We start from the raw sequence: 24,211 nt of genomic DNA, 5'->3' as shown, positions 1-24,211 counted from the left end.
CACCAAATGTGGGAGCTGGCTTGCCAGCGAGTTGTTGAGGCCCGAAAGCTCGCTGGCAAGCCAGCTCCCCCAATAATCAAACGTTTCCACCACGACCGGCGAAGCGCTTGCGGTATTCGGCAGGGCTCACGCCCACGGCTTTGCTGAACGCGCGGCGCAGGGTGTCGGCGTTGGCGAAGCCGCAGTGGGCCGCCACCTGCTTGGGGGTTTCATGGCCCTGTTCCAGGCGTTCGCGGGCGGCCTGAATCCGGGCCTGCTCGACCCAGCTGGCAGGGGTTTCGCCGACTTCCTGGTGGAACAGGCGGGCAAAGTGCCGCGGGCTGAGGCCGGCGCGCTCGGCCAGGGCCTTGATGCTGTGGTCTTCGGCCGGGTGCGCGGCCACGTAGCGCTGCACCTCTTGCAGCGCCGAACGCCCGGCCGGCAGCGACTCGCCCTTGCGGCTGAACTGCAACTGGCCGCCGGGGCGCTTGAAAAACATCACCAGTTGGCTGGCCACGCGCCGGGCGATGTCCTCGCCCAGGTCTTCCTCCACCAGCGCCAGCGCCAGGTCCAGGCCGGCAGTGACGCCGGCGGCGGTGCGCAGTTTGCCGTCGCGCACATGGATGGCGTCGGCGTCCACCTGCACCTGCGGGTAACGGCTGGCCAGCGCCTCGGCGGCCACCCAGTGGGTGGTCACCCGGCGGCCGTCCAGCAGCCCCGCCGCTGCCAGTGCAAAGGCCCCGGTGCACACCGAGCCGAAGCGCCGCGCCTGGGGCGCGTGCAAGCGCAGCCAGTCCAGCAGCGCCTGGCTGAAATGCGCGTGCGGGGCATTGGGCGCGCCGGCCACCAGCAAGGTGTCGATACCGGCCAGGGCGTGCTCGGTGTTGGTGTCGGGCAGCAGGCGGGTGCCCGATGAGCTGGTCACCGGGCCGCTGCCGCAGCCCACCAGCAGCAGCCGATAACGCTCGCGGCCGGCCTCGCGGTTGGCCTCGGCGAACACGTCCAGCGGGCCGCTGACGTCGAGCAGTTGCACGTTGGGCAAGGCCACCACGGCGATGGTGCGTAAAGGAATCATGGCGGCGTCCGCTTGGGGAGGGAAATGGCAGTATATGGCGTATTACGCCAATTGAGGACATACCCCGACGAGCTGATACTGGCTTCACCCCCACCAACGCTTGCGGAGACACCCCATGACCTTCAGCCTCGACGACATCAAGATCCCCGACACCGCCATGGCGCGGGAAATCACCGAACTGGTGCGCGACACCGAGTCGGACCTGCTGTTCCACCACTCCAGCCGCGTGTACTACTTCGGCGCCCTGGCCGGCCGCAAGCGCGGGCTGAAGTTCGACGCCGAACTGTTGTACGCCGGCTGCATGTTCCATGACATGGGCCTGGTGCACCAATGCAGCAGCGCCTGCGAGCGCTTCGAGGTGGACGGCGCCAACGCCGCCCGCGACTTCCTCAAGGGCCACCACATCAACCAGCACGACATCGACACCGTGTGGACCGCCATCGCCCTGCACACCACCCCGGGCATTCCCCAGCACATGCACCCGGTGGTGGCGCTGGTGACCGCAGGCGTGGAGATGGACGTGCTGGGCCTGACCTACCCGCAGTACAGCGACGCCGAGCGCGACGCCATCGTCAGCGCCCACCCGCGCAGCGCGCAGTTCAAGGAAGACATCATCCAGGCGTTCTACGACGGCATCAAACACAAGCCCGAGACCACCTTCGGCAACGTCAAGGCCGACGTGCTGGCCAGCAAGGACCCGCTGTTCCAGCGCGGTAACTTCTGCGAGGTGATTCGCGGGTCGGCGTGGAAGGCGTGAATCGCGGACGCGGGCGCGGGGACCGAGCAGCGGCCGCACCACCCTTCGCCAGCCTGGCCCGATACGCCCCCGGCGCCACACCGGTAAGGCGCCGGAAGATAATGCGGAACGTCGCCGGGTCCTGGTAGCCCACGCTCCAGGCCACCTGGTCGACGCTGTCGCGCGTCCACTGCAACAGCTCGCGCGCAGTATTCACCCGCAACTGCTGGCAATACTGCGTAGGCGACAACCCGGTGGCCGCGCGAAAGCGCCGTAGCAAGGTGCGCGCCTCAAGCCCCGCCTGGGCCGCCATGGCCGCCGCGCTCACGCCCTGGGCGCCGTTGGCCTGCAACCAATGCTGCAGCTTCAGCACCTGTGCATCGCCGTGGTCCAGCACCGGCGCGAAATACCCCTCGCCCTGCAACGGCGCCGCCACCGCCAGGAAGTGCGCGGTCTGCCGCGCAATGTCAGCCCCCAGCAACCGCGCCACCAGGCGCAGGCCCAGGTCGGTCCAGGCCATCAGGCCGGCGCTGGTCAGCAGCTCGCCATCGTCGATGATCGGCACTTCGCTGTGCACCCGCACCGCCGGAAAACGCGCGGTGAATTCCGCCAGCTGGCTGGCATGGGTGGTGGCGCGGCGGCCGTCCAGCAGGCCGGTGTCGGCCAACAGGAACGCGCCGATGCATACCGCGCCCAGCACCGCGCCGTGAGCGTGTTGCTGCAGCAGCCACGGGCGGCAGGCGGCGACGGTGTCGGCGCTGGGCAAACTGCCCAGGGACGGCGGTATCACCACCACGGCCGGGCTACTGGCTGCGTCATCGCCAGGCTGCCACTGGCTGACCTGCAAGGGCGCGCGGCCGCACGCCTGGCCCAACCGGCTGGCCACGGCGAACAGGTCGACCAGCCCGTGCACCGCCGCGGCCTGGGCGCCGGGGTACACCAGCAGGGTGATTTCATGCGTGTCGGCCATGGCCGCCGGGCTCCAGGGTTGCATCGAAGCCTTCACGATATCAGCCCTGGGCCAGGAACGCCTCGGTCGCCAGCAACTGCGCGTAGCCGAATGCCAGCGCCGCCATGGCCCCGGCGTGCACCTGGGCGGCCGGCACCGTGTGGCCATCGAACACCAGTTCGCGGGTGGCGCAGGCGTCGTGCAGCACGGTCACCCCGTAGCCCAGGTCCGCCGCCGCGCGGCCGGCGGCCTCGATGCACATGTGGCTCATGGCGCCCACCAGCACCAGTGACTCGATGCCGTGCCGGGCGAGCAAAGCTTGCAGCTCGGTCTCACGAAAGCTGTTGGGGTAGTGCTTGACGATCACCGGCTCGTTGGCCGCGGGGGCGACTGCGCCATGGATCTGCGCACCCGGGGTGCCGGGGCGGAAGAACGGCGCATCGGCGGCCAGGGATTCGTGACGCACGTGGATCACCGGCTTGCCGGCCTGGCGGAACGCTGCCAGGACGCGGGCGGCATTGGCGGCGGCCGGCTCGATGTTGTCCAGCGGCCACAGGCCGTTGGCGAAGTAATCGTGCTGCAGGTCGATGAGGATCAGGGCTTGCTTGCTCATGGGGACGGCTCCTTGGAAGAGCGCCCAGTTTGCGCGCTTGCGACGGGCAGCGGGATAGGCGCAACGGACAGCCACCGGGGGTTTTCGGACACGCCCTTTTTCGCATAACTGCTGTGCCGCCGGGGCGGTTAATCTCGCGGTGCGCCATTCGTATAGTGGGCCCACCTTCCCACAACAAGAGCCAAGCCCATGAACAGCGCCGTCAAGCCCGATGCCACCCTGGATGCCGAGTATTTCGAATACAGCAAGGCCGCCAACCCCATCAGCGCCAAGCTGATCAGCCGCGTGCCCTACCACAGCTTCCCCGCCGCCCTGTGCACCGACGGCCCGTCGCGCGTGGTGCCGCTGGACCTCAGCGAAGCGCTGGGCTGCCAGGGCCCGGCCACCGGCCCCGGCCTGTGCGCCAACTTCATCCGCCTGAACGCCGGCGACAGCCTGCGCCTGGCGCCCACCGCCACCTCCCAGGTGCTGTACGTGATCACCGGCGACGGCCAACTGCAGCAAGGCGACAGCCAGTTCGCCTGGAACAGCGGCTGCTTCATCGCCCTGCCCGGCCTGCAGCCCACCGTGCTGACCGCACGCGCCGACAGCCGCTTCTACTACGTGCACGATGAGCCGCTGCTGCGTTACCTGGGCGTGCGCCCGACCGAGGATCGCTTCGCCGCCACCCTGTACCCTGCCGAGGTCGCCAACGCCAAGCTACGCGAGGCCGCCGATGACCCGCGCGCCCAGGACCGCAGCCGCATCAGCATTCTGCTGGGCAACCGCCACTTTCCCCAGACCCGCACCGTCACCCACGTGCTGTGGGCCATGTACGGCATCCTGCCGGCGGGCTCGGTGCAGAAGCCCCACCGCCACCAGTCCATCGCCCTGGATTTCATCATCGATGCGCCCGAAGGCTGCTACACCCTGGTGGGCGCCGAGCTGGACGCCAACGGCGAGATCCGCAACCCCACCCGCGTGGACTGGACCCCGGGCCTGGCCTTCGTCACCCCGCCCGGCTACTGGCATGCTCACTACAACGAGTCGGGACGCGAGGCCTACCTGATCCCGATCCAGGACGCCGGCCTGCAAACCCACCTGCGCGCCCTGGACATCCGCTTCAGCTGAGCCAGTACGGCGGCGTGCCGATGCGCTCAAGCATGAAGTCGATGAAGCTGCGCACCTTCGACGAGACGATGCGCTTGGGCGGGTAGACGAACCACAACGCCGCCTCGGCGTCGGCGATGTGCCAGTCCGCCAGCCAGCGTTGCAGGGTGCCGCTGCGCAGCCCATCGGCGGCCAGCCACAGCGGCAGCAGGGCCACACCCAGGCCCTGTTCGGCGGCCAGGCGCCGGGCGTCGAGGTCATTAAGGCGCAGCGCGCCTTGCAGGGTGACCGTCACGTGGTGGTCGCCCTTGCGCAGCACCACCTCATCCATGCTGCCCAGTATCGCCGGGTAATCTGCAAGCACCTCTGGGCCCGACGGCGGATCCGCGAAGCCCTTCGCGGCACACAGCACCCACTGCTGATCGGCGATTCGGCGCGCCTTGAGTCCAGAGTCGGGCAAGGTGCCGATGCGGATCGCCAGGTCCATGCCGGCGTCGATCAGATTGACCCGCGCTTCATCCAGCACCAGCTCGACGCGAATGTCCGGGTAGCGCTGCAGGAAGTCGCCCAGCCAGGGCAGCACATGGTGGCGGGAAAAGGCCGGTGGCACGCTGACCTTGAGCAGGCCGCGCGGTTGTTGGTTGAGGGCGGAGGTGGCGGCGCGCGCCTGCTCCAGTTCCGCCAGCACGCGGCGGGCGTGGTGCAGGAAGGTCTGGCCGCCCTCGGTCAAATGCAGGGTGCGCGTGGAGCGGTTGAACAGGGCGATGCCCAGGTCCTGCTCCAGCTCCTTGATGTAGCGCGACACCGTCGAGGCCTTGATATTCAGGCGTTCGGCGGCGCGGGAGAAGTTGTTGCCGTCGGCGGCCTCGACGAAGGCGGTGAGTGCGGCAAAGTAGTCCACGGGCAAATCCCATCAGCCGGGGTTGGCCTGGGGATCATACTGTGGGAGCTGGCTTGCCAGCGAGCTGTTCAGGCCTCCAAAGCTCGCCGGCAAGCCGGCTCCCACAGGGATCGTCAGCGGTTGCGGCGGCGCAACCACAGGGTCAACAGGCCCAGCAGCACCAGCACAGCAATCACCATCGCCGGCACAATGTACGGCTGCACCACCGCCAGCAACGGCTTCTCGCCGCCCTGCCGCGCAATCATCACGTCATGGGCGCTGATCTCGTGGGACGGGTTGCCGAAGTTGCGCAGCACGTAGTTGGCGATGTCGGCGACCTGCTGGTCGTTCAGCTGCGCCACGTAGCTGACCTCGTCGAAACGCGGCATCAGCACATGGTGCCCGGCTTCCTGGCGGTCCACGCCATAGAGAATCGCCGCGATCAGGTTGGCCGAGTTGGCCATGCCGGTGGCGGTGTTGTGGAACAGCGACGGGTAGGCCTGGTTGGCACTGCCCTGCCCGCCTGGCTGGTGGCAGCTGGCGCAGTAGCCGCTGTACAGCTGGGCGCCGGTCTTCACGCTGTCGTGGGCGTTCGACGGGGCCATGCCGCGCACCTGGTCTTCGCCGCTGTGCTGGGCGCCGAACTCGTAGGCGGGGCGTACCTCGCCTTCGCTGCGGATGGGCGCAGTGCTTTTCAGGTAGGCGGCGATGGCCGCCAGGTCACTGTCGGGCAGGAACTGCAGGCTGTTCTGCACCGCCTCGGCCATGCCGCCGGCGGCCTGGTTCTTGCCCTCGGCGTGGCCGGTGCGCAGGTACTGCACCAGCTCGTCGTTGCTCCAGCCACCAATGCCGCTGACCTTGTCGGAGGTGATGTTGGGCGCAAACCACGGCCCCACCATGCCGCCGGACAGGGCCTTGTCCTTGATTTCGGCCATCAGCGGGCTGCGCGGGGTGTGGCAGGCGCCGCAGTGCTCCAGGGTGTTGGTCAGGTACTCGCCGCGCACCAGTTCTGGCGTGGGCATGGGCGCCGGCGTGGCGGTGCGGCTGTCGAGGAACAGCAGGTTCCAGCCGGCCATGGACAGGCGAATGTTGAACGGGAAGTTCAGCGCCGTGGTCGGCGCCGGAGTGTCCACAGGCTGCACCGCGTGCATGAAGTAGGCGTACAAGGCCGCCACGTCGCTATCGCTCATGTGCACGTAGGAGGTATACGGCATGGCCGGGTACAGGTAGCTGCCGTCGGCGCGCACACCATCGCGCACCGCGTGGGCGAACTGCGCCTCGGTGTAGTCGCCGATACCGGCCGTTTTCGACGGCGTGATGTTGGTGGAGTAGATCGAGCCGAACGGCGAGTTGATCGCGTAGCCGCCGGCGAACGATTTGCCGCTGTCGGGCACGGTATGGCAGGCCATGCAGTCGCCGGCCACCGCCAGGCGGCGGCCCTGCTCTTCCTGGGACAGCACGCCGCCCACCGGCGTTACCGCCGGCGCCGGTACGGTTTCTTCAGCCTGGGCCAGGCCACTGGCTGCCAGCAGTGCCACCAGCAGGTGGGCTTTGATCGAGAAAGTCATTCGCTCAACCCCGCGCCAGTGCTTTGCTCATGTCGTCGGCGGCCTTGATCGCCAGCGCCGCCATGGTCAGGGTGGTGTTGACGACGCTGGCCGAGGCCATGGCGCCGCCACCGGGCAGCCACAGGTTGGCGTGGTCGTGGGTGCGGCAGTCGCCGTTCACCACCGAATCACGCGGGTCCTTGCCCATGATGGTGCCGCCCATGATGTGGTTGTTGGCGTTGAGGCTGGTGGTGATGTTGAACTCGGTGGCGCCGAACAGGCTGCCGATGTGCTCCAGCTGCGCGTGCGCCGCCTCGGCGCCCTTGCGCACGTAGTCGCCGACGTCATAGTAGATGTCCGGGCAGGCCAGGCCGTGCGGGTCCTTGCGGGTGGTGCTCAGGGTCAGGCGGTTGTTGGGGTCTGGCAACGGCTCCAGGCTGATCGACAGGTCGACGCCGTGGGTGGAACGGCGGCGGATCTCGGCCTCCAGCGCCTTGCCCACCAGGCCCATGGCCAGGGCCTGTTCGGTGGCCTTGGCAACCTGGGTGATGTTGTTGAGGATCATCTTGTTGGCCGAATACTTGGAGCGGAACTCGCCGTCACGCGGGCCGACGATGCAGCTGCTCTGCGCCGGGCCGCGGCCGATCCACAGCGGCTCGTTGGCAATGAACGAGCAGTGGAAGCCGGAGTGGTCCATCATGTTGCGCCCCACCTGGTCGGAGGAGTTGGCAATGCCGTGGGGGTTGCGCTCATTGGCTGCCAGCAGCAACAGGCGCGGTGTTTCCAGCGCGTTGCAGGCCAGGGCGAAGACCTTGCCGCTGGCCTTGTGCGACTTGCCGTCGGGGCTAAGCCAGTGCACGGCAGTGACGCGGTTGCCCTCGTCGGTGTCGATCTTGTAGACCACCGCCTCGGTCAGCGCCAGGGCACCATTGCGCTCGGCTTCCTCGATGGTGTGGATGGCGTTGTACATGGCGCCGATCGGGCAGATCGGCTGGCAGTTGTTGTTGCCACAGCAGGTCGGCCGGCCTTTCCACGGGCGCGTGCTGCGCCCCTGGGGAATGGGGATGTGCTTGTAGCCGTGGGCGTTGACCACTTCGGCGAAACGCTTGTCGCCGTAGCCCCACGGCACCATGTCCATGGGGTATGGCTGGCTGCGCTCGCGCGGGCTTTGCATGTCCGGGTCGCTGGGGCCGGCCACGCCCATGGCTTCCTCGGCGCGGCAGTAATAGGGTTCCAGCTCGTCGTAGCTGATGGGCCAGTCGCGGCCCACGCCGTATTCGGACTGCATGCGCATGTCCACCGGCAGGTGGCGCCAGCACGACGCCGCCCAGTGCCAGGTGGTGCCGCCCAGGGTGCGCAGGTAGCCCTGCTGGAAGCTGCTGCCGCTCGGCCCGCTGAGGCCCACGTAGTTGTTCTTCGGGAAGTACAGGGGTGCCGGCGCGTGCTCGGCCTGCGGGTACAGGCCCTGGAAGTCGGAGCCGATACGGTTGTCGAACGGCATGTTGCGCCAGTTCTCCACGGCCTGGGCGCGCTGGATGCGCAGGCCCGCTTCGAGGATCAGCACCGAGTGCCCTTCGGCCACCAGCTGGTTGGCGATCAGCGCCCCGGCCACGCCGGAACCTACCACCACCACGTCGGCGGTCACGTCGCCATTGGCGTCAAATACGGGCTTTCTCATGCTGCGTTCCTCGGGCCATAGATGGATGCGTTCGCGTCAGGTACCGCGGCGGTCCACCACAGCGGGCCGTTGCCGCAGTAGGTAGGCACGATCAGCCCGTCACTGGCGGGGCGGTACATCAGCGCATCCTTGTAAGTAATCAGCACCGCGTCCTGGCCATGGCCAACGGTGCCCTTGAACCAGGCGGCCACCACGGCCAGCGCGGCGTCACCCTCGTTGATCCCCTTCGCCGCCGCCAGCAGCGCTTCGGCGCTGTCACGGTTGGCCGGCACGGCCGCCAGCTTGCACAGCGCGGCCAAGGAACCAGCCATGGCCGGCTGCTTGGCAATCAGCGCACGGGCAATGCGCCCGGCAATCAGCGGGTCGAGGTCGTCGTAGCCGGTCAGCACCTGGGACACGGTGAAGAACCCCTGCGCGTCCACGTCCGGCCCATCGGCCAGCGCCAGCGGCGACCAGCCCAGGGTGCTGGCCATGCCAGCCTGCACGGCGGCGACGGCAAGGGCGGTGAGCACGGTGCGGCGTTTGAGCGGCGCATGCCACGGGGAAGCTTGCGAAGAGTCGGGATCAAGGGGTTGCATGGTTTTTTTCCTGTCAGGCAGTGCACGGCTGCGTCGAGCTCTGTTTTATCTGGTCTGAAACCGGTTTCAGACACACACCAAAAAAAACCTGCACGGGTCTCCGGGCAGGTCGTCCTTGGGGTGTGAGGTGGCATCCAGCCAGCTGACGCACGATTGTGTGCGGCAGAGTGTCGCGAGTGTATAGGAAAGTGCCATCAGGCCAGGAAAGATTTGGTTACATATTCGGTAAAACATTGTTTTAAAAGGCGTAACAATCGAAACCATTCGGCCTTCGACCATGCGCCAAGGCCGGCAACGCCGATCCATCAGGCCATGGCACGTTGCAACAAATGTAGATGCTGCCGCCAGGCTGCGCGAGGGCACAGCATGGCGGACGTAATTAACTGGGCAAGACAGTTGCTGCTACATCCTGTGGGAGCTGGCTTGCCAGCGAGCTCTTGGGGCCATAAAAGCTCGCTGGCAAGCCAGCTCCCACAAGACAGTTGCTGCTACGCGAATGCGGAAACCCCATAAACCGCGTCGCCTGAATCGCGGCCAAGGCCGGCTCCTACCACGTACGGCGTAGGAGCCGACTTTAGTCGGGATGCAGACGACACCATTTCAAAACAGTTGCTGCTACATCTGTTGCAACGAGCCACGGCCTGTAGGATCGGTGTCGCCCGCCTTGGGGTATGGCGCTAGATGAGCAGCGCAGCCAAGAGGCAACAACCTCTCCCTAGGAAACATCCCACAAAGTCTGCGATAATCACCCTACAGCATTGAAATACTTACAAAATATTTCAAATTCGCCGATACATTTCGCCGCTTGTACTGGACCACCGCTACTCCTACTCTCCGCTCGCCGCTGCCTTCAGCGGCCGGGTTTAGTAGCCCGAGCGACTTCAGTGCAATGCCCCCCGTGTCATGGTGGCTGTGCGCAGGGCACCTCGTGTGCGCTGGGTTCCTGAAGTATCCCCGGTCTACTAACCTGTCGCACAGCCGCCACCCTTCGTTTAGTAGCGAAGGAGGACGGCTCTGATACTTCAGGAGTTGTAGATGTTCAAGCCGCCTTTCGAACCACCCGTAACCACCACTGACCATCCATTTGCGCCCTGCCCGGGGGATTTGCCGATATTTGCCGTGCGCGCAGGTATACCGTTGAATGAGGCGCTTACTCAAGCTAGCGAATATCTGAGGGGGGCCAGCGCGGTTGCCGAGGAACTGGTCGAAAACTCCACGACACATCTGCGGGCATTGGCGCGCAATGTCGAGCATGCCATCGAGATCGCCAAGGCATTGGTGGATGCCTCGATTGCTGGGTTAGTGCCAGAGCCTGTGTTGGATGAGGGGATGACCTTGCCGCAATTATAGGTTCGGCGGGTGCCATGGCCCGTCGGGTCGACGCTGGCCGCCATTGGCGCATGGAGAAGGGATATCCCGGGCCACCGGCGGCAATCGCTGTTCGGCAACGGCCAGAATCTGCCGCTTCAATGGCGGTTCGCGTCGCCTTCCGGCAAGCGAGAACCCCGTATTCATTGGCCTTTCCGCCCTTCGCCAGTCCCTGGCATTCATCTTGCTGTAAATCCCCACCACCTACACTGAACAGGAGGTGAACGGTGATTATCAACAGTACCACCCGCACCACCGCAACAACCGTCACGCCGGCCATTGCGTCGCTGTCGTCGCAGCAGCCGGACCAATACACCACTATCGCCACCTCGGCCACGCCGGTGGCGGCGACGTCGAGCAGCACCGACTCGTCGGCGTCCAGCAGCGACAGCTCTACGTACGACGAAGCCTTTGCCCGGATGATGGTCAATCTGAAGGCAGCAATGGCCAGCACTGTCGACGACGCAACCGCCACCCAGGCAGCGACCGCGTCGGTGGCATCGGCCGTGGCGGCGGCGGACAACAGCGGCACGGCGACCACCACCGCCGCCAGCGAAGACTCGCAGGCCAACTCGGCCAGCGTGGCCATTGCCGCCTCCGATCTGTCGGGCAGCAGCACCACCACCGCAAGCTCCGCCGCCCAGGAGTTTTCGGACTACATGAGCCAGAGCGACGCGGAAAAAGCCCGTCAGCAACTGACTGGCGTGACCAAGGAAGAGTACGACGCCATGACGCCGGAGCAACAAGCCGAAGTCGACAAGAAGGTGGCGGACCTGACCAAGGAAAAGGCCCAGGTAGCGCAGCAGGACATCAACACCAAGATCGCCATGATCAAATCCGAACTGGCGTGACGGTGTGCGCGGCGGCCTGGGCAGTTCAGGCCCGCCGCGCATCTGCCTGTTCGCGGATCACCTGGATCAGCGCGCGCAGCCCCGCCGGCGCGTGGCGCCGCCCAGGGTAGTACAGGCACAGGCCACCGAGCGGTGGCATCCTCTCTTCCAGCACCCGCACCAGCCTACCGGCCGCCAGCTCTGCCAGCGCCTGGATGAAGGCGCACGGCTGATCGTCAGCCCTGAAACCCAAGGCCATCCTCGGCGCCCCGTAGCAGCGGCCGCCAGGCCGCGTCGGCGGTGTGCCTGGAGGGGCGCAGCAGCCAGGACGCGCCCTGCGGGCGCTGCTACGGAATTTTCTGTGTGCTCCACAACTAATTTCCCACGCAACTGTCACTGTTTGACTAATAATCAGTGCGGCGCCCAGCGCCCACCGAAAAGAAAAAACCATTCTGGAGCACATGGACATGGCAGCACTGCAGCAACGTACCCTCGACGCACTCAACAAGGCCCACGCCGAGCTGCTGGCCCAGTGGTTCAGCGAACAGGAAGCCAGCGGCGCCACGCGCAACCTCAAGGACGACGAGGTGCGCCAGCAGCAGGGCGAATTCCTGACGCTGCTGGTCAACGGTTCGCAGAACGGCGACTCGAAGAACCTTGCGGGCAGCAACTGGGAAGCCACTCGCCAATTCCTCGAAAAACTCTCCCACAGCCGCGCCATGGCCGGCCAGGACTCGCAGCAGACCGCCACCTTCATCTTTTCCCTGAAGGGCCCGCTGTTCGCCCTGCTGCAGCGTGAATACGAAGCCAGCCCCGCCACCCTCGCCGAACAGACCTGGGAAATCTCGCAGCTGCTGGACGGCCTGGGCCTGCACACTATCCGTACCTTCCAGAAGTCTCGCGAGGCGGTGATCAAGCGCCAGCAGGAAGAGCTGCTGGAGCTCTCCACCCCAGTGGTCAAGCTGTGGGAAGGCGTGCTGGCCCTGCCGATGATCGGCACCCTGGACAGCCAGCGCACCCAGGTGGTGATGGAATCGCTACTGCAGCGCATCGTCGACACCGGCTCGGAAATCGCCATCATCGACATCACCGGCGTGCCCACCGTGGACACCCTGGTGGCCCAGCACCTGCTGAAAACCGTCACCGCCATCCGCCTGATGGGTGCCGACTGCATCATCAGCGGCGTGCGCCCGCAGATTGCCCAGACCATCGTGCACCTGGGCCTGGACCTGCAAGGCGTGGTCACCAAGGCCAACCTCGCCGACGCCCTGGCGCTGGCCCTGCGCCGCCTGGGCATGACCGTCAGCAAGGCGGTATAAGCCCATGGACCGTATCCCCATTCTGCAGATGGGCAACTTTTTGCTGGTGACCATCCAGGTCGATATGCATGACCAGCTCGCCCTCACCCTGCAAGACGACCTCTCCGAGCGCATCAGCCGCACCTCGGCGCGCGGCGTGCTGATCGACATCTCGGCGCTGGACATCGTCGATTCGTTCATCGGCCGCATGATCGGCACCATCTCCGGCCTGTCGCGCATCATGGACGCCGAGACCGTGCTGGTGGGCATGCAGCCCGCCGTCGCCATCACCCTGGTGGAACTGGGCCTGACCCTGCCCGGCGTGAGTACCGCCCTCAACGTGGAGCGCGGCATGAAGCTGTTGCGCGAACGAGTGGACCTGCAATGACCCAGCTCAGCAGCGGTACCCAACCGGTTCGCATCGAGCAAGACGTGGTATTGGCGCGCCAGACTGCGCGCAAGCTGGCCCAGGACTGCGGCATGCGCCTGATCGACCTGACCAAGCTGGTGACGGCGGTCAGCGAGCTGGCCCGCAACACCATGGTCTACGGCGGCGGCGGTGACATGGACTGGGAAATCGTCGAAGAGAACCACCGTACCGGCCTGCGCCTGGTGTTTCGCGACGAAGGCCCGGGCATTCCCGACATCAAGTTGGCCATGACCGACGGCTGGACCTCGGGCAGCGGCCTGGGCCTGGGGTTGACCGGGGCCAAGCGCCTGGTGGACGACTTCGAACTGGACACCGCGCCAGGCAAAGGCACACGGGTGACCATCACGCGATGGACCTGACCTTCCCGAGCTCGATCACTCAAGTGTTATTGATCGAAGACAGCAGCCAGATCGGCCACGCCCGCCGCACCGCCCAGAAGCTTGCCGAGCGCCTGGGCTTCGACGATGCCGACGCCGGCCGCGTGGCGCTGGTGGTGACCGAGTTGTGCAGCAACATCCTCAAGCACGCAAGCCATGGCGAGCTGCACCTGCGCACCCTGCCCCGCCCCGAAGGCCAAGGCCTTGAAGCCATTGCCGTGGACCGCGGCAACGGCTTCGACGTGCACGCCTGCCTCACCGACGGCTATTCCACCGGTGGCACCCAAGGCATAGGCCTGGGCGCCGTGGCGCGCCAGGCCGAGGTGTTCGACGTGCACGCCGATCAGCGCGGCGCGGTGCTGCTGGCGCGCTTTTTCCGCCGTGGCGACAAGGCCCGCGATATCGCCGTGGGCGTCACCCAGCACTCCCTGCACAACGACCCGGCCTGCGGCGACGCCTTCCAGGTCAACATCGGTGAACAGGGCATCAGCACCCTGGTCATTGACGGCCTGGGCCATGGCGAGGAAGCCGAGCGCGCCGCCCGCGCCGGCGTGCGCGCTTTCGCCCTGGCGCCGTTCGCCAGCCCCACGCTGCTGATGGACGACCTGCACCAGGCCATGACCGGCAGCCGCGGCGGCGCCGTAGCAGTGGCGCAGTTCAATCCTGCCGCCGACCGCCTGGACTTCGTCGGCATCGGCAACATCGGCGCCAGCCTGCTCAGCCGCAGCCACGACCGCAGCCGCGGCCTGGCCTCGCACCCGGGTATCGTCGGCAGCCAGTTCCGCAAGGCGCAGTGCTTCGACTATGCTCAGGTCAGCGGCCACATCCTGATTCTGTACAGCGACGGCCTGCAATCGCGCTGGAACCTGCACGATTACCCGGGCCTGATTTTCCGCCACCCAGCCGTGATCGCCACGGTCCTGCACCGCGACTTCTGCCGCGGCCGTGACGACGTCACCGTGCTGGTCATAGACCTGGAGATGCCCCATGCCTGACCTCACCTCCCTGGCCGCCAACGCCCAGGCCGCGCGCCTCGCGCAACTGGAAAACGAGGCGCAGGCCCTGCGGGTCGAGCTGGAAGAGACCAACCAGGGCGTGCTGGCCCTGTACGCCGAGCTGGACAACCAGGCCGAGCAACTGCGCCAGGCCTCGGACCTGAAAAGCCGCTTCCTGTCGTACATGAGCCACGAATTCCGCACGCCGCTGGGCTCGATCCTGAGCATTGCCAGCCTGCTCAAGGATGAACTCGACGGCCCCCTGAGCGCCGAGCAGCACAAGCAGGTGGCGTTTGTCAGCGGCGCCGCCCGCGAGCTCAGCGACATGGTCGACGACCTGCTGGACCTGGCCAAGATCGAAGCCGGGCGCATCACCATCTCGCCGGCCTGGTTCGACATGTTCGACCTGTTCTCGGCCCTGCGCGGCATGTTCCGGCCCATCGTCGACGCCTCGGCGGTGGACCTGGTGTTCGAGGAGCCGGTAGGCCTGCCGCGGCTGTACAGCGATGACAAGAAACTGGCGCAGATTCTGCGCAACTTCATTTCCAACTCGCTGAAGTTCACCCAGCGCGGCCACGTGCGGGTGTCCGCCAGTATCGAGAATGCACATGAAGTACGCTTTGCCGTCAGCGACACTGGCATCGGCATTCCCAGCGAACTGCACGACACCCTGTTCGAAGACTTCAGCCAGGTCGATTCGCCGCTGCAGAAACGCCTGCGCGGCACCGGCCTGGGCCTGTCGCTGTGCAAGCGCTTCGCCGAACTGCTGGGCGGGCGCGTGGGCGTGACCAGCGAGCCGGGCGTAGGCTCGACCTTTTACGTGATCATCCCACTGGCCCTGGCCCAGGACACTCCCGATGAAGGCTGACAGCTGCCTGCTGATCGTCGATGACAACGCGGCCACCCGCTACGCCCTGCGCCGGCGCCTGGAGCGCCACGGCTACCGCATCCTCGAAGCCGGCACCGGCACCGAGGGCCTGGCGTTGCTGGCCGAACAGCAGTTCGATGCGGCTATCCTGGACGTCAACCTGCCGGACATGAGCGGCTTCGACATCGTCCGCCAGCTGCGCGGCGAACCGCGCACCGCGCTGCTGCCGGTGATCCACGTGTCGGCAGCCTCGATCCAGACCGGCGACATCATCACCGGCCTCGACAACGGCGCCGACGCCTACCTGACCCACCCGGTAGACCCTGATGTACTGCTGGCCACCTTGCGCACCCTGCTGCGGGTGCGCGACACCGAAAATGCGCTGCGGGAAAGCGAGGCGCGGTTCCGGGAGATTTTCGTCAACATCGGCGCGCCCATCGCGGTGATGGACGCGGCGCTGAACGTGATCGAATGCAACCAGGCGTTCACCGACCTGGTGCAGGACAACCGCCCCGACGAACACCTGCACGGCTGCTTCGCCGCCGACCAGGACCTGGTGCTCGCCGAGCTGCGCCTGCGCCTGGCCATCGGCGAGCGCTGGCGCGGCACCCTGAACATGCTGGTGGACGGGCAGGTGCGCGAAACCGAGTGGCAGATCACGCCCTACCGTACGCCAGGCCATAGCCTGGTGTTTATCGAGGACGTGACCGAGCACCGCCAGCGCGAACGCTCGCACCGCCAGGAGCTGGACAGTGCCAATGACCTGCTGGCCAAGGAAGTGGCCGAACGCGCGCGCACCGAAGCGCAGCTGTTGCAGGCGCAGAAAATGGACGCCCTGGGCAAGCTCACCGGCGGCATCGCCCACGACTTCAACAACCTGCTGACGGGCATCATCACCGGCCTTGAGCTGATCAAGAAACGCGTCAGCGAAGGCCGCAGCGATGCCGTGCTGCGCTACACCGATGCCGCCCTGGGCTCGGCGACCAGCGCCGCTTCACTCACGCACCGGCTGTTGGCCTTTGCCCGCCAGCAGCCACTGGACACCCGCCCTACCGACGTCAACGAGCACATTCTGTCGCTGGAAGACCTGCTGCGGCGCACCATCGGCGAGCGCGTGCAACTGACCCTGGAGCTGACCAGCAAGGCGGCCATCGCCCTGGTCGACCCCATCCAGCTGGAAAGCGCGGTGCTCAACCTGGTGATCAACGCCCGCGACGCGCTGCCCCAGGGTGGGCACATTCGCCTGAGCACCTTTGCCGCCCACTCCCATGGCGACGTGAAACTGGCCGACGGTGCCTACGTGGTGCTGAGCGTGCAGGATGATGGCGTGGGCATCGAGCATGGGGTGATCGGCAAGGTCTTCGACCCGTTCTTCACCACCAAGCCGCTGGGCCAGGGCACCGGGCTGGGGCTGTCGACCATCTATGGTTTTGCCCGCCAGTCGGGTGGCGACGCGCGCATCCGCAGCGTGGTCGGCCATGGCACCGAGGTGACCTTGCTGCTGCCGGCCGGCCTGGCCAACCAGCACCCCGACCTGCCGGCGCTGCTACCCACGCGGCCGGGCAGTGGCGAACATATTCTGGTGGTGGAGGACATGCCGGCGGTGCGCCTGTTCGTCACCGAAGTGCTGGAGGACAACGGCTACCGCTGCACCCAGGCCGACGACGTGCACCACGCCGTGAGCCTGTTGCAGGAAGACGCCAGCATCGACCTGCTGCTCACCGACGTGGGCCTGCCGCAAATGAACGGCCGCGACCTGGCCGACATCGCCCGCCGCTACCGCGCCGAACTGCCGGTGCTGTTCATGACCGGCTACGCCGAGGACGCCGTCAGCCGCCAGGACTTCCTGGGCGAGCGCATGGACATGGTGATCAAGCCGTTCCAGATCAGCGACCTGGTGGGCAAGGTGCAGCGCATGATCGACACCCGCGGCTGACCGCGGACGCCGCCCCGTAGCAGCGGCCGCAGGCCGCGTCCGAAGGCGCCGCGCGGTTCCAACAGCACCGCGTTGGTCCCAGACGCAGCCTTCGGCAGCTGCTACGCGCAACCCCTGTAGCAGCGGCCGCCGGCCGCGTCCGGGGGCGCCACGCAATTCCAGCAGCACCGCGTTGGCGCCGGACGCAGCCTTCGGCAGCTGCTACGCGCAACCCCTGTAGCAGCGGCCGCAGGCCGCGTCCGAAGGCGCCGCGCGGTTCCAACAGCACCGCGTTGGTCCCAGACGCAGCCTTCGGCAGCTGCTACGCGCAACCCCTGTAGCAGCGGCCGCCGGCCGCGTCCGAAGGCGCCGCGCGGTTCCAACAGCACCGCGTTGGTCCCAGACGCAGCCTTCGGCAGCTGCTACGCGCAACCCCTGTAGCAGCGGCCGCAGGCCGCGTCCGGGGGCGCCACGCAATTCCAGCAGCACCGCGTTGGCGCCGGACGCAGCCTTCGGCAGCTGCTACGTCGCAACCGCCGCCGGCCGCGTCCGGGGGCGCCACGGCTTCAGAGGCTTATGGCTTGAGCAACTGCATCTGCTGCCGGTAGTCATCGGTCACCTGCCGGGCCTGGCTGTTGCTGGTGACTACGCGCGGGGTGATGAGTACCAGCAGCTCGGTGCGGTCCTTCGATTTGGTGGTGCTGCCGAACAACCAGCGCAGGCCAGGGATGCGGCCCAGGTAGGGGACGCTGGAGGCGGTTTCGCTGTTGTCCTGCTTGATCAACCCGCCCAGCAGCACGGTCTGGCCGCTCTGCACCGCCACCTGGGTGGAGACCGAACGGGTGGAGATGTTCGGGTTGGTCTGGGTGCTGGTTTCGCTGCTGGTGTCGGCGTCGCTGACCTGCTGCTGCACGTCCAGGTACACCAGGCCGCCCGGGTTGATGCGCGGGGTAACGTCGAGGATCACGCCGGTCTGCACGTATTCGACGCTGCTCAAGGTGGTGTCCGAGGTGCTGGTGTTCACCGTGGTCTGGCTGATGGGGATGTTGTCGCCCACCTGGATCTGCGCCTGCTGGTTGTTCATCACCACCAGCGACGGCGCCGACAGCACCTGGGTGCGGCCGTTGGTTTCCAGCGCATGCAAGGCCACCTGGAAATTGCTGCTGACGAAGGAATAGAACGCCGTGTCAGTGGACCCCAGCCCAGCCCCGCCACTGCCCAACGCACCTTGGCTACCCTTGGTGTTGGCCACGGTGGTGCTGGAGGAATTGCCCGCCAGCTTGCCCAGGTACCACTGCACGCCCAGGTCCAGCTCGCCGCTGAGCTTCACTTCCAGAATGCGCGTCTCGATCTGCACCTGCATGGGCGGGTTGTCGAGGCGCTTGATGGCCGACTCGATCTCTTTCCACTGCGCCGGCCGCGTGCGTACCAGCAGTTGGTTGCTGGCCTTCTGCGCGGTGATGCGGGTGCTGTCGTCCAGGCTCTTCTGCTGGCCGCCGGTAGCGCTGGCAGCGCCGCTGTCATCCGCGCTCTCATCGCTGTCCTCGTCAGGGCTCTGCATGGAATTGTTGTTCAACGAATTGCCGCCGCTCAAGCCTTGGGTGCCAGTGCTGGTCAGGCCCGTGGTACCAGTGCTACCGATGCCTGAGCTGTTGCTGCCATTGAGCGACGACAGCGTAGTGGTGCGCAACCCGGGCGCCACCTTGGCGGCGCTGTCGTCCTTGATCTGGCCGTTGCCGTAAATCTGCCGCAGGTACTTGGCCAGGTCCGTGGCCTTCATGTTGCGCACGTCGTACACGTACATCTGCGGCTCATTGCCGCCGCCTTCGTCGATAGTTCTGATCCAGTCGCCGACCTCGCGCAAGTACTCGGGCTGGGCCGAAATGGCGACCACCGAGTTGGTGCGCTCGTTGGGCAAAAACTTGACCATGCCGGCCAGCGGCATGCCGCTGTCGGGGCCGAACATTTTCTGCAGTTGCGGCATCAGCTCGGCCACCGAGGCGCGCTGCAGGCCGTACACGCCGATGGACATGCCCTTCAACCAGTCGACGTCGAAGGTGTCGATGGTGTCCTGATAGTTGGCCAGCTCCTCGGGGGTGCCGGACATGCTCAACACGTTGCGCGAAGGGTCCACCAGCAGGAAGGCGTTGTCGCGGGCGAAGGGCTTCAGCAGTTTCTGCATCTCGGTGGCCGAGATGTACTTGAGCGGGTAGAGCCGCGCCGACAGGCCGTTGGACGGCTGCGACACGGTCATCTCCGGCACCAGCTTGCCGGCCACCGCCTGGCTGGCGGGCAGGATCACGTAGCGGTTGCCCTGGCGGATCATGGCGTTGTTGGTCCAGGACAGCAGGGTTTCCAGAATCGACAGCGCTTCTTTCTTGTTGACGGGTTTGGAGGTGGAGAAGCTGACGTCGCCGCTCACGCCCTGGGCGATGCTGTAGTTCTCGTGCAGCAGGTCGCCCATCACCGTGTTGATCACCGCCTCGATGGGCTGGTTGGTGAAGTTGAAGACGATATCGCCGCTGCCTTGTTCGTCACTGCCCTTGGCCGGCACCGGCGGGCGCACGAAGCGCTGGTTGCCGCTGATGATCTGCCGCTTGGGCAGCACTGCAGCGTTGTTGCTGGCAGGCTGTGCAACCGGTGCTTCGGCCACAGGCTGGCGTTGGTCGCCGGTGCCATTGAGCGCTTCGTGCATCAGCGCCGGGTCATTTTCAAAGGTGTGGGGCGCGGTCGCGCAGCCGCCGAGGGCGACGGCGGTGGCCAGGCAGAGCAAGGGGGTGCGCAACGGTGTGACTCCAGGGAACAGTGGTTTCAAGGTTCGGTTACCGGCGGCAGCGTGAGCATGGCCGCGCGTGAAGGGGCTGGAAGACGCGGCGCCGGCAAGCGCAGGCTGCGGGTTTGGCCCTGGTAGGCAAACTGCGCCTCCAGGGGGGAAAGCTGTTGCAGGGTCCAGCCGTTGGGCAGGGCCTGGCCCTGGTGGACACGCAAGGGGTGGCCGCTGGCATCGCGCAGCAGCGCCAGCTTGAGGTCGTCGTTGACCACCACGCCGGTCAGCACCAGCCCGGCCAGGTCGGCGCTGGCGCCCTGGGTGCTCTGGTCCGGGGCACGGTTGGGGCTGAAGAGCGGCTTGTGCCAGGCGGCATCGAGGCTGTCGAGGCTTACCTGCGGCAGCTCGATGGCCGCCCCATGGGCCTCGGCCACCGGCCGCACAGGCCCGGGCGGCAGCCAGCCCGGCGCGCTGCCCAGGCCGCCGGCAATACCTGCGGCCGTAGCGGCCAGGGTGCCCGCGCACAGGACCAGCGCGCCGCGCAAGGGCGTGAAGCGCAACTTCATGGCGCCTCCCCCTTGGCCGCGGCAGCCTTGGCGAGATAGCCGCGCACCAGCAGGTGCACAGTCAGCCGCCCTGCCCCGCCGCTGGCCGGCGCACTGCTGGCGCGGCGCACGCTGAGGTTGTCGACGAACAAAAACGGCCGGTGGAATTCCAGGGTGTGCAGCAGCGCCATCAACGGCTCGATGCCGCATTCAAGGGTCAGGCTGACCTTGATCTGCCGGTACGGCTGGGCGCTGTCCTGCTCGGGGGTGATAGGCATGCGCTGGGTCAGCGCGCAGCCGGCACCGTCATTGCCCTTGGCCTTGATCAGGTCGGCGATGCGCTGCATCAGGTCGGCGGCCACGGCGCTGGGGTCGCTGCCGGGTAGCAGGCTGTTGCTGCTGGCGGGATCATGGCGGGCGGCGGCCAGCTGCTTGTCCAGTAGCGGCCGCTGGGCCAGCTGGCCGGCGTAGCGCTGCTGCTGTTCGCGCAGTTGCTCGATCTGCGTGTTCACCTCACTCAGCGGGCCGGCGAACCAGCTCTGCACCAGCAGCCAGTACAGCGCTGCCAGCACCAGCGCCAGGGCGATCAGCGCGGCGCCACGGCGCTCGCGGTCAGTCAGCGGACGTGCCATGGGCGGCCTCCTGGTGCAGGTGGGCGCGCAGGCTGAAATGGTCCTTGCCGGTGTCGCCGTCGGGCTGGATCACACCCTGGAATTGCGGGTCGTCCAGGCTGTGGCAATTTTTCAGCTGGCCGATCAGGGCGCTGGCCTGGGTGCTCTGGCCGGTCAGCGTGACCTGGCCGCCATCGTCCACTTCCAGCTGTTCCAGCCAGGTGCCATCGGGCAGGCAGTGGCTGAGGTCGGCGATGACACTGGCCAGCGCCGGCTGCGCGGCCTTGCGCTGAACCAGGTAGCGCGCCGCACCCTGGGTATTGGCCAGGGTGTCGCGCACTTGCTGCAACTGGCCGATCTGCGCCTGTTGCTGGCGCACCTGGGCCTGCATCTCGATCAGCAGTGCCTCGCGCGATTGCAGCCACAGCACCATCACCGTCAACAACAAGCCGGCGCAGGTCAGCAGCAAGCCGCGGTTCAGCCGGCCGCCACTCGCCGCTTTCGGGCGCAGGGCCTCGGGCAGCAAGTCGACGCCCAGGCGTTCACCGTCGCGCACGTCCACGCCCTGCAAGGTGAAGCCGGCGCACGCGGCCAGGATCTGCTCCAGGCGTTCGCGCACTATCACCACCAGCCGCACCTTGATGGTACTGCCGCCCTGCCCCAGCACCTGGGCGCAGAAGCTCACCTGCTCGGCGCGGTACGGGGTGTACTTGTCCAGCTCGAAGCCGAGCACGTTGTGCAGGTCGCGCGCGGCCGCCGCGGGCAAGGTCAGCGTCTGCACCAGCACCTCGCTGCGCGGCAGCACCAGCACCCGTGGTGGCGTGGGGTCGGCCGGCTCGTCCAGCGGCCAGTGCAGCACCTGCAACGGCGCACCGCCCGCCAGCCGTGCGCGCCAGCGTGGCGGCAGCAGGCCAAGCAATTCGCCGTGCCAGGCCTGCCACAGGCGCTGGGCGCCACTGCCGCGCCAGTGCCGCTGCAACGCGGCGCGCCCTTGGGCGTAATAGGTGTTCAGGTTCATTCTTGCCAATGCAGGACCCGATACGGTCGGGCCCCCTCCGTGGAAGGGTTGAGAAGCAGGGTGACGACCAGCGTCGCGTTGAAGCCGCCAGGCAACTGCGCGACGCTGGCCAGGGTAAGGATGGGGCCGGGGTCGGCGCCGCTGACCTTCAGCGCCGGCAGCGCCAGCAGCCGCCGCAGCAGCGGCGTGGCGAACGCCGGGTCGGGGCGTTCCTGGCCACTCCACAACGTGACTTCGGGGGCGGCGCAGGCGAACACGTTGCGGCTGATGCCGGGCAGCTGGCGCAGCTCTTCCACCACCCGCAGCGGCGGCTGGCCGTTGCCGCGGCGCTGGTCCAGGGCCGCTGCCAGGCCAGGCGCGCCGCCGCAGGCTTGCATCAGGCGGGCGATGTCAGCGGTGCTGGCGCTGTTGAGGTCGAGCTTGCCGCGTTCGCTGAACACGCTGACCTGCACGGTTGCGCGCTCGAAGGCCAACGCGTGGGGGCGACCGTCGGCGGCCCAGGCGTTTTTTTGTGCAGGGTTGGCCAGGGCCGCCACTGCCAGGTTCATGCCGGCTTCGGCGGCCAGCAGCGCCTCGGTGTGCTGGCGCTGCCACAGGGCCTGGCGGCTTTCCAGCTGCACCCAGCCGGCCAGCCCCGCCAGCAGAATGCTCAACAGCGCCAGCACCCACAGCACCAGCAACAACGCCACACCTTGCTGTTGCTTCATTGCCCGGCCACCGTCGACAGGTCCAGGCGCAGGGTCACGCTTTCCGCGATCCACGGCACCGGCCCGCCCAACTGGGCGTCGATTTGCACGGTGCGTGGCAACCGCCCCGGCCACGGCCAGGTCGCCAGCCAGCCGCTCAGCTGGCCTTTGGGCGAATAGCCGCGGTAGCTGAATTGCAGGCTGCGCACCTGGTGCAGCAACACCTGGGTTTCGCCCCACGGCTGGCCGCCCTGGCTCAGCGCCACTTCCAGGCGCTGGCCGTGCAGCGCCAGGTTGTGCAGCACGATGCCGCCGCCGAGGTTGGCCGACAGCGGCGCCATGAACGCCATGGCCTGCGCGCCGCCGAAAAACACGCGCTGCTGGCCGTCATCCAGCGGCAGCGCCTGGCCGATGGCGCGGCGCAGGAAGTCCTGTGCGGCGCGTACTTCGTCCAGGCGCTCGGTGTAGTGCTGGGCCTTCGCCACCGCGCGGTTGGCGCCCAGGATCGCCCCGCCCACCAGCGCCAGCAGCACGCCCAGCAAGCTCAGCACCAACAGGATCTCCAGCAGCGTGAAGCCGCCCTGGCGACGCATCATGGCTGCGCCCCCAGCACCTTCACCGTGGCAAAGCGCGCCTGGCGCTGGTCTTCGCGCACGCGCAAATCCAGCTGGAACAAGCGCAGGCGGTTGGCCGCCGCCGGCAGCTGGCGTACGTCCAGGTGCCAGTGGATGCGCCCGGCCCAGGTGCCGTCGCGGCTGCCCGGCTGCAAGTCACCGTCAGCCTGCTGGTCGAGAATGGAGCGCCCGGCGGCGGTCAGCCGGTCGCTGGCCTGCACCTGCTTGAGCGAGCGCGCCGCCTGCCCGAAGGCCATCAGCAGCACGGCGCTGCACACTGCCAAAATGGTCAATGCGGCCAGCATTTCCAGCAGCGTAAAGCCCTGCTGCGCTTTCATCGCAGCGCCTGCAGGTTGACCGTGCCGGTCAGCCACGACACGTCGATGCGCCAGCGCTGGCCGCCATCACTGAGCAGCAGGTGGCCGCCACTGGCACCGCCGTCGGGGTAGAACTCGAACGCCGAGCCCAGCTCGGCTGCGGTATGCAGTTGCACCTGCATACCGGCGGGCCAGGCCTGGACCACCTTGCCCGGTGCCTGGAAACGCCGCGCGGCCAGATCGAATTCGGTGCGCGCCGGTTGCCCGGTGACGATGGCGCGCACGCGGGTGGCCCGCAGGGCTTCCACCACTTGCACCACCGCCTTGCGCTCGCCGGCACTGTGCAACCCGCGCTGCAAGCCATAGCCCACAAGCCCCGCGGCCACGCCGATGAGCACGATGACCACGAGCATTTCCAGCAGGGTGAAGCCGCGGGCGCGCTGCATGG

Annotated in this window: 26 protein-coding genes; 10 read left to right on the top strand and 16 right to left on the bottom strand. The window is 67.2% G+C overall.

The annotated features are described in order from the left end of the window. Positions 1-76 precede the first annotated feature (76 nt). On the bottom strand, positions 77-1,054 hold the full coding sequence (locus tag AC0SZ7_RS09550) for a GlxA family transcriptional regulator (RefSeq protein WP_475504165.1): 978 nt from the start codon (positions 1,052-1,054) through the stop codon (positions 77-79). A 115-nt stretch (positions 1,055-1,169) separates the two neighbouring features. Between AC0SZ7_RS09550 and AC0SZ7_RS09545 the strand changes: the two genes are divergently transcribed. Further along, positions 1,170-1,811, top strand: coding sequence for an HD domain-containing protein (locus AC0SZ7_RS09545; RefSeq protein WP_473003228.1), 642 nt, complete (start codon positions 1,170-1,172; stop codon positions 1,809-1,811). On the opposite strand, the gene AC0SZ7_RS09540 is transcribed toward AC0SZ7_RS09545, so the two are convergent. Together AC0SZ7_RS09540 and AC0SZ7_RS09535 are read right to left on the bottom strand one after the other, a co-directional pair. After that, complete coding sequence (locus AC0SZ7_RS09540) at positions 1,723-2,784, bottom strand: GlxA family transcriptional regulator (RefSeq protein WP_475504164.1); 1,062 nt, start codon at positions 2,782-2,784, stop codon at positions 1,723-1,725. The two genes, AC0SZ7_RS09545 and AC0SZ7_RS09540, sit on opposite strands and share 89 nt — an antisense overlap. 16 nt (positions 2,785-2,800) lie before the next feature. Beyond that, entirely contained in the window at positions 2,801-3,352 is a 552-nt protein-coding gene (locus AC0SZ7_RS09535; protein ID WP_475504163.1) for a cysteine hydrolase family protein, read from the bottom strand. A 189-nt stretch (positions 3,353-3,541) separates the two neighbouring features. On the opposite strand from AC0SZ7_RS09535, the gene AC0SZ7_RS09530 reads away from it, so the two are divergent. Further along, positions 3,542-4,462, top strand: a complete 921-nt coding sequence (locus tag AC0SZ7_RS09530) for a cupin (protein ID WP_475504162.1) — start codon at positions 3,542-3,544, stop codon at positions 4,460-4,462. On the opposite strand, the gene AC0SZ7_RS09525 is transcribed toward AC0SZ7_RS09530, so the two are convergent. The 4 genes from AC0SZ7_RS09525 to AC0SZ7_RS09510 all read right to left on the bottom strand — a co-directional run bounded on the left by AC0SZ7_RS09525 (position 4,455) and on the right by AC0SZ7_RS09510 (position 9,124). Continuing rightward, positions 4,455-5,342 carry a LysR substrate-binding domain-containing protein gene (locus AC0SZ7_RS09525; RefSeq protein WP_475504161.1) on the bottom strand — a complete coding sequence of 296 codons (888 nt, stop codon included), beginning with the start codon at positions 5,340-5,342 and terminating at the stop codon, positions 4,455-4,457. The genes AC0SZ7_RS09530 and AC0SZ7_RS09525 overlap by 8 nt on opposite strands. A gap of 113 nt (positions 5,343-5,455) precedes the next feature. Beyond that, positions 5,456-6,889 carry a c-type cytochrome gene (locus tag AC0SZ7_RS09520; RefSeq protein ID WP_475504160.1) on the bottom strand — a complete coding sequence of 478 codons (1,434 nt, stop codon included), beginning with the start codon at positions 6,887-6,889 and terminating at the stop codon, positions 5,456-5,458. 4 nt (positions 6,890-6,893) lie between these two features. Beyond that, the gene (locus AC0SZ7_RS09515; RefSeq protein WP_475504159.1) at positions 6,894-8,546 is read right to left on the bottom strand and encodes a GMC family oxidoreductase; all 1,653 of its coding nucleotides are present in this window, start codon (positions 8,544-8,546) and stop codon (positions 6,894-6,896) included. Further along, positions 8,543-9,124, bottom strand: a complete 582-nt coding sequence (locus AC0SZ7_RS09510) for a sugar dehydrogenase complex small subunit (RefSeq protein ID WP_475504158.1) — start codon at positions 9,122-9,124, stop codon at positions 8,543-8,545. Before AC0SZ7_RS09510 ends, AC0SZ7_RS09515 begins: the two co-directional genes overlap by 4 nt. 1,035 nt (positions 9,125-10,159) lie before the next feature. Here AC0SZ7_RS09510 and AC0SZ7_RS09505 point away from each other — a divergent pair. Further along, complete coding sequence (locus AC0SZ7_RS09505; RefSeq protein ID WP_475504157.1) at positions 10,160-10,474, top strand: DUF6124 family protein; 315 nt, start codon at positions 10,160-10,162, stop codon at positions 10,472-10,474. Between the two features lie 245 nt (positions 10,475-10,719). Next, positions 10,720-11,343, top strand: coding sequence for a hypothetical protein (locus AC0SZ7_RS09500; protein WP_475504156.1), 624 nt, complete (start codon positions 10,720-10,722; stop codon positions 11,341-11,343). Positions 11,344-11,368: 25 nt separating this feature from the next. On the opposite strand, the gene AC0SZ7_RS09495 is transcribed toward AC0SZ7_RS09500, so the two are convergent. After that, on the bottom strand, positions 11,369-11,575 hold the full coding sequence (locus AC0SZ7_RS09495) for a hypothetical protein (protein ID WP_475504155.1): 207 nt from the start codon (positions 11,573-11,575) through the stop codon (positions 11,369-11,371). A 214-nt stretch (positions 11,576-11,789) separates the two neighbouring features. On the opposite strand from AC0SZ7_RS09495, the gene AC0SZ7_RS09490 reads away from it, so the two are divergent. The 6 genes from AC0SZ7_RS09490 to AC0SZ7_RS09465 are packed head-to-tail and all read left to right on the top strand — an operon-like array spanning position 11,790 to position 17,226. Continuing rightward, on the top strand, positions 11,790-12,641 hold the full coding sequence (locus AC0SZ7_RS09490; protein WP_475504154.1) for an STAS domain-containing protein: 852 nt from the start codon (positions 11,790-11,792) through the stop codon (positions 12,639-12,641). 4 nt (positions 12,642-12,645) lie between these two features. Next, positions 12,646-13,008 carry an STAS domain-containing protein gene (locus AC0SZ7_RS09485; protein WP_475504153.1) on the top strand — a complete coding sequence of 121 codons (363 nt, stop codon included), beginning with the start codon at positions 12,646-12,648 and terminating at the stop codon, positions 13,006-13,008. Next, on the top strand, positions 13,005-13,409 hold the full coding sequence (locus tag AC0SZ7_RS09480) for an anti-sigma regulatory factor (protein ID WP_475504152.1): 405 nt from the start codon (positions 13,005-13,007) through the stop codon (positions 13,407-13,409). The genes AC0SZ7_RS09485 and AC0SZ7_RS09480 overlap by 4 nt, the downstream gene beginning before the upstream one ends. Beyond that, positions 13,400-14,422, top strand: a complete 1,023-nt coding sequence (locus tag AC0SZ7_RS09475) for an ATP-binding protein (RefSeq protein WP_475504151.1) — start codon at positions 13,400-13,402, stop codon at positions 14,420-14,422. Before AC0SZ7_RS09480 ends, AC0SZ7_RS09475 begins: the two co-directional genes overlap by 10 nt. Further along, positions 14,415-15,290: a sensor histidine kinase gene (locus AC0SZ7_RS09470; protein WP_475504150.1), complete on the top strand. Its 876-nt coding sequence runs from the start codon at positions 14,415-14,417 to the stop codon at positions 15,288-15,290. Before AC0SZ7_RS09475 ends, AC0SZ7_RS09470 begins: the two co-directional genes overlap by 8 nt. Next, complete coding sequence (locus AC0SZ7_RS09465) at positions 15,280-17,226, top strand: response regulator (RefSeq protein ID WP_475504149.1); 1,947 nt, start codon at positions 15,280-15,282, stop codon at positions 17,224-17,226. Before AC0SZ7_RS09470 ends, AC0SZ7_RS09465 begins: the two co-directional genes overlap by 11 nt. A gap of 553 nt (positions 17,227-17,779) precedes the next feature. On the opposite strand, the gene gspD is transcribed toward AC0SZ7_RS09465, so the two are convergent. Genes gspD through AC0SZ7_RS09425 form a run of 8 tightly spaced genes read right to left on the bottom strand, consistent with a single transcriptional unit; the run spans position 17,780 to position 24,209 of the window. After that, positions 17,780-20,020: a type II secretion system secretin GspD gene (gspD, locus tag AC0SZ7_RS09460; RefSeq protein WP_475504148.1), complete on the bottom strand. Its 2,241-nt coding sequence runs from the start codon at positions 20,018-20,020 to the stop codon at positions 17,780-17,782. Then, a complete protein-coding gene (locus AC0SZ7_RS09455) occupies positions 20,017-20,538 on the bottom strand; it encodes a hypothetical protein (RefSeq protein WP_475504147.1) in 522 nt (173 codons plus the stop codon). Before AC0SZ7_RS09455 ends, gspD begins: the two co-directional genes overlap by 4 nt. Then, complete coding sequence (gene gspM, locus AC0SZ7_RS09450) at positions 20,535-21,149, bottom strand: type II secretion system protein GspM (protein ID WP_475504146.1); 615 nt, start codon at positions 21,147-21,149, stop codon at positions 20,535-20,537. Before gspM ends, AC0SZ7_RS09455 begins: the two co-directional genes overlap by 4 nt. Next, positions 21,130-22,146, bottom strand: coding sequence for a PilN domain-containing protein (locus AC0SZ7_RS09445; protein ID WP_475504145.1), 1,017 nt, complete (start codon positions 22,144-22,146; stop codon positions 21,130-21,132). Before AC0SZ7_RS09445 ends, gspM begins: the two co-directional genes overlap by 20 nt. Beyond that, positions 22,143-22,853 carry a type II secretion system minor pseudopilin GspK gene (locus tag AC0SZ7_RS09440; RefSeq protein WP_475504144.1) on the bottom strand — a complete coding sequence of 237 codons (711 nt, stop codon included), beginning with the start codon at positions 22,851-22,853 and terminating at the stop codon, positions 22,143-22,145. The genes AC0SZ7_RS09445 and AC0SZ7_RS09440 overlap by 4 nt, the downstream gene beginning before the upstream one ends. Beyond that, positions 22,850-23,428 carry a prepilin-type N-terminal cleavage/methylation domain-containing protein gene (locus tag AC0SZ7_RS09435; RefSeq protein WP_475504143.1) on the bottom strand — a complete coding sequence of 193 codons (579 nt, stop codon included), beginning with the start codon at positions 23,426-23,428 and terminating at the stop codon, positions 22,850-22,852. The genes AC0SZ7_RS09440 and AC0SZ7_RS09435 overlap by 4 nt, the downstream gene beginning before the upstream one ends. Then, on the bottom strand, positions 23,425-23,784 hold the full coding sequence (locus tag AC0SZ7_RS09430; protein ID WP_475504142.1) for a type II secretion system protein: 360 nt from the start codon (positions 23,782-23,784) through the stop codon (positions 23,425-23,427). Before AC0SZ7_RS09430 ends, AC0SZ7_RS09435 begins: the two co-directional genes overlap by 4 nt. Further along, positions 23,781-24,209: a GspH/FimT family pseudopilin gene (locus AC0SZ7_RS09425; RefSeq protein WP_475504141.1), complete on the bottom strand. Its 429-nt coding sequence runs from the start codon at positions 24,207-24,209 to the stop codon at positions 23,781-23,783. Before AC0SZ7_RS09425 ends, AC0SZ7_RS09430 begins: the two co-directional genes overlap by 4 nt. Positions 24,210-24,211: the final 2 nt, after the last annotated feature.

The sequence above is a fragment of the Pseudomonas sp. JC1203 genome (assembly GCF_056175065.1).
Note: the sequence above shows the minus strand (reverse complement) of the source record. Positions and strands in the feature narration are given on the sequence as shown.

Excerpts from the sequence above, each read along its gene's own strand:
- AC0SZ7_RS09540 (WP_475504164.1), bottom strand. The coding sequence starts at position 2,784 with ATGCAACCCTGGAGCCCGGCGGCCATGGCCGACACGCATGAAATCACC.
- AC0SZ7_RS09440 (WP_475504144.1), bottom strand. The coding sequence starts at position 22,853 with ATGAAGCAACAGCAAGGTGTGGCGTTGTTGCTGGTGCTGTGGGTGCTG.
- AC0SZ7_RS09470 (WP_475504150.1), top strand. The coding sequence starts at position 14,415 with ATGCCTGACCTCACCTCCCTGGCCGCCAACGCCCAGGCCGCGCGCCTC.
- AC0SZ7_RS09550 (WP_475504165.1), bottom strand. The coding sequence starts at position 1,054 with ATGATTCCTTTACGCACCATCGCCGTGGTGGCCTTGCCCAACGTGCAA.
- AC0SZ7_RS09545 (WP_473003228.1), top strand. The coding sequence starts at position 1,170 with ATGACCTTCAGCCTCGACGACATCAAGATCCCCGACACCGCCATGGCG.
- AC0SZ7_RS09455 (WP_475504147.1), bottom strand. The coding sequence starts at position 20,538 with ATGAAGTTGCGCTTCACGCCCTTGCGCGGCGCGCTGGTCCTGTGCGCG.
- gspM (WP_475504146.1), bottom strand. The coding sequence starts at position 21,149 with ATGGCACGTCCGCTGACTGACCGCGAGCGCCGTGGCGCCGCGCTGATC.
- AC0SZ7_RS09435 (WP_475504143.1), bottom strand. The coding sequence starts at position 23,428 with ATGATGCGTCGCCAGGGCGGCTTCACGCTGCTGGAGATCCTGTTGGTG.
- AC0SZ7_RS09520 (WP_475504160.1), bottom strand. The coding sequence starts at position 6,889 with ATGACTTTCTCGATCAAAGCCCACCTGCTGGTGGCACTGCTGGCAGCC.
- AC0SZ7_RS09505 (WP_475504157.1), top strand. The coding sequence starts at position 10,160 with ATGTTCAAGCCGCCTTTCGAACCACCCGTAACCACCACTGACCATCCA.
- AC0SZ7_RS09425 (WP_475504141.1), bottom strand. The coding sequence starts at position 24,209 with ATGCAGCGCGCCCGCGGCTTCACCCTGCTGGAAATGCTCGTGGTCATC.
- AC0SZ7_RS09515 (WP_475504159.1), bottom strand. The coding sequence starts at position 8,546 with ATGAGAAAGCCCGTATTTGACGCCAATGGCGACGTGACCGCCGACGTG.
- AC0SZ7_RS09490 (WP_475504154.1), top strand. The coding sequence starts at position 11,790 with ATGGCAGCACTGCAGCAACGTACCCTCGACGCACTCAACAAGGCCCAC.
- AC0SZ7_RS09485 (WP_475504153.1), top strand. The coding sequence starts at position 12,646 with ATGGACCGTATCCCCATTCTGCAGATGGGCAACTTTTTGCTGGTGACC.
- AC0SZ7_RS09530 (WP_475504162.1), top strand. The coding sequence starts at position 3,542 with ATGAACAGCGCCGTCAAGCCCGATGCCACCCTGGATGCCGAGTATTTC.
- AC0SZ7_RS09465 (WP_475504149.1), top strand. The coding sequence starts at position 15,280 with ATGAAGGCTGACAGCTGCCTGCTGATCGTCGATGACAACGCGGCCACC.
- AC0SZ7_RS09510 (WP_475504158.1), bottom strand. The coding sequence starts at position 9,124 with ATGCAACCCCTTGATCCCGACTCTTCGCAAGCTTCCCCGTGGCATGCG.
- AC0SZ7_RS09480 (WP_475504152.1), top strand. The coding sequence starts at position 13,005 with ATGACCCAGCTCAGCAGCGGTACCCAACCGGTTCGCATCGAGCAAGAC.
- AC0SZ7_RS09430 (WP_475504142.1), bottom strand. The coding sequence starts at position 23,784 with ATGAAAGCGCAGCAGGGCTTTACGCTGCTGGAAATGCTGGCCGCATTG.
- AC0SZ7_RS09445 (WP_475504145.1), bottom strand. The coding sequence starts at position 22,146 with ATGAACCTGAACACCTATTACGCCCAAGGGCGCGCCGCGTTGCAGCGG.
- AC0SZ7_RS09475 (WP_475504151.1), top strand. The coding sequence starts at position 13,400 with ATGGACCTGACCTTCCCGAGCTCGATCACTCAAGTGTTATTGATCGAA.
- AC0SZ7_RS09535 (WP_475504163.1), bottom strand. The coding sequence starts at position 3,352 with ATGAGCAAGCAAGCCCTGATCCTCATCGACCTGCAGCACGATTACTTC.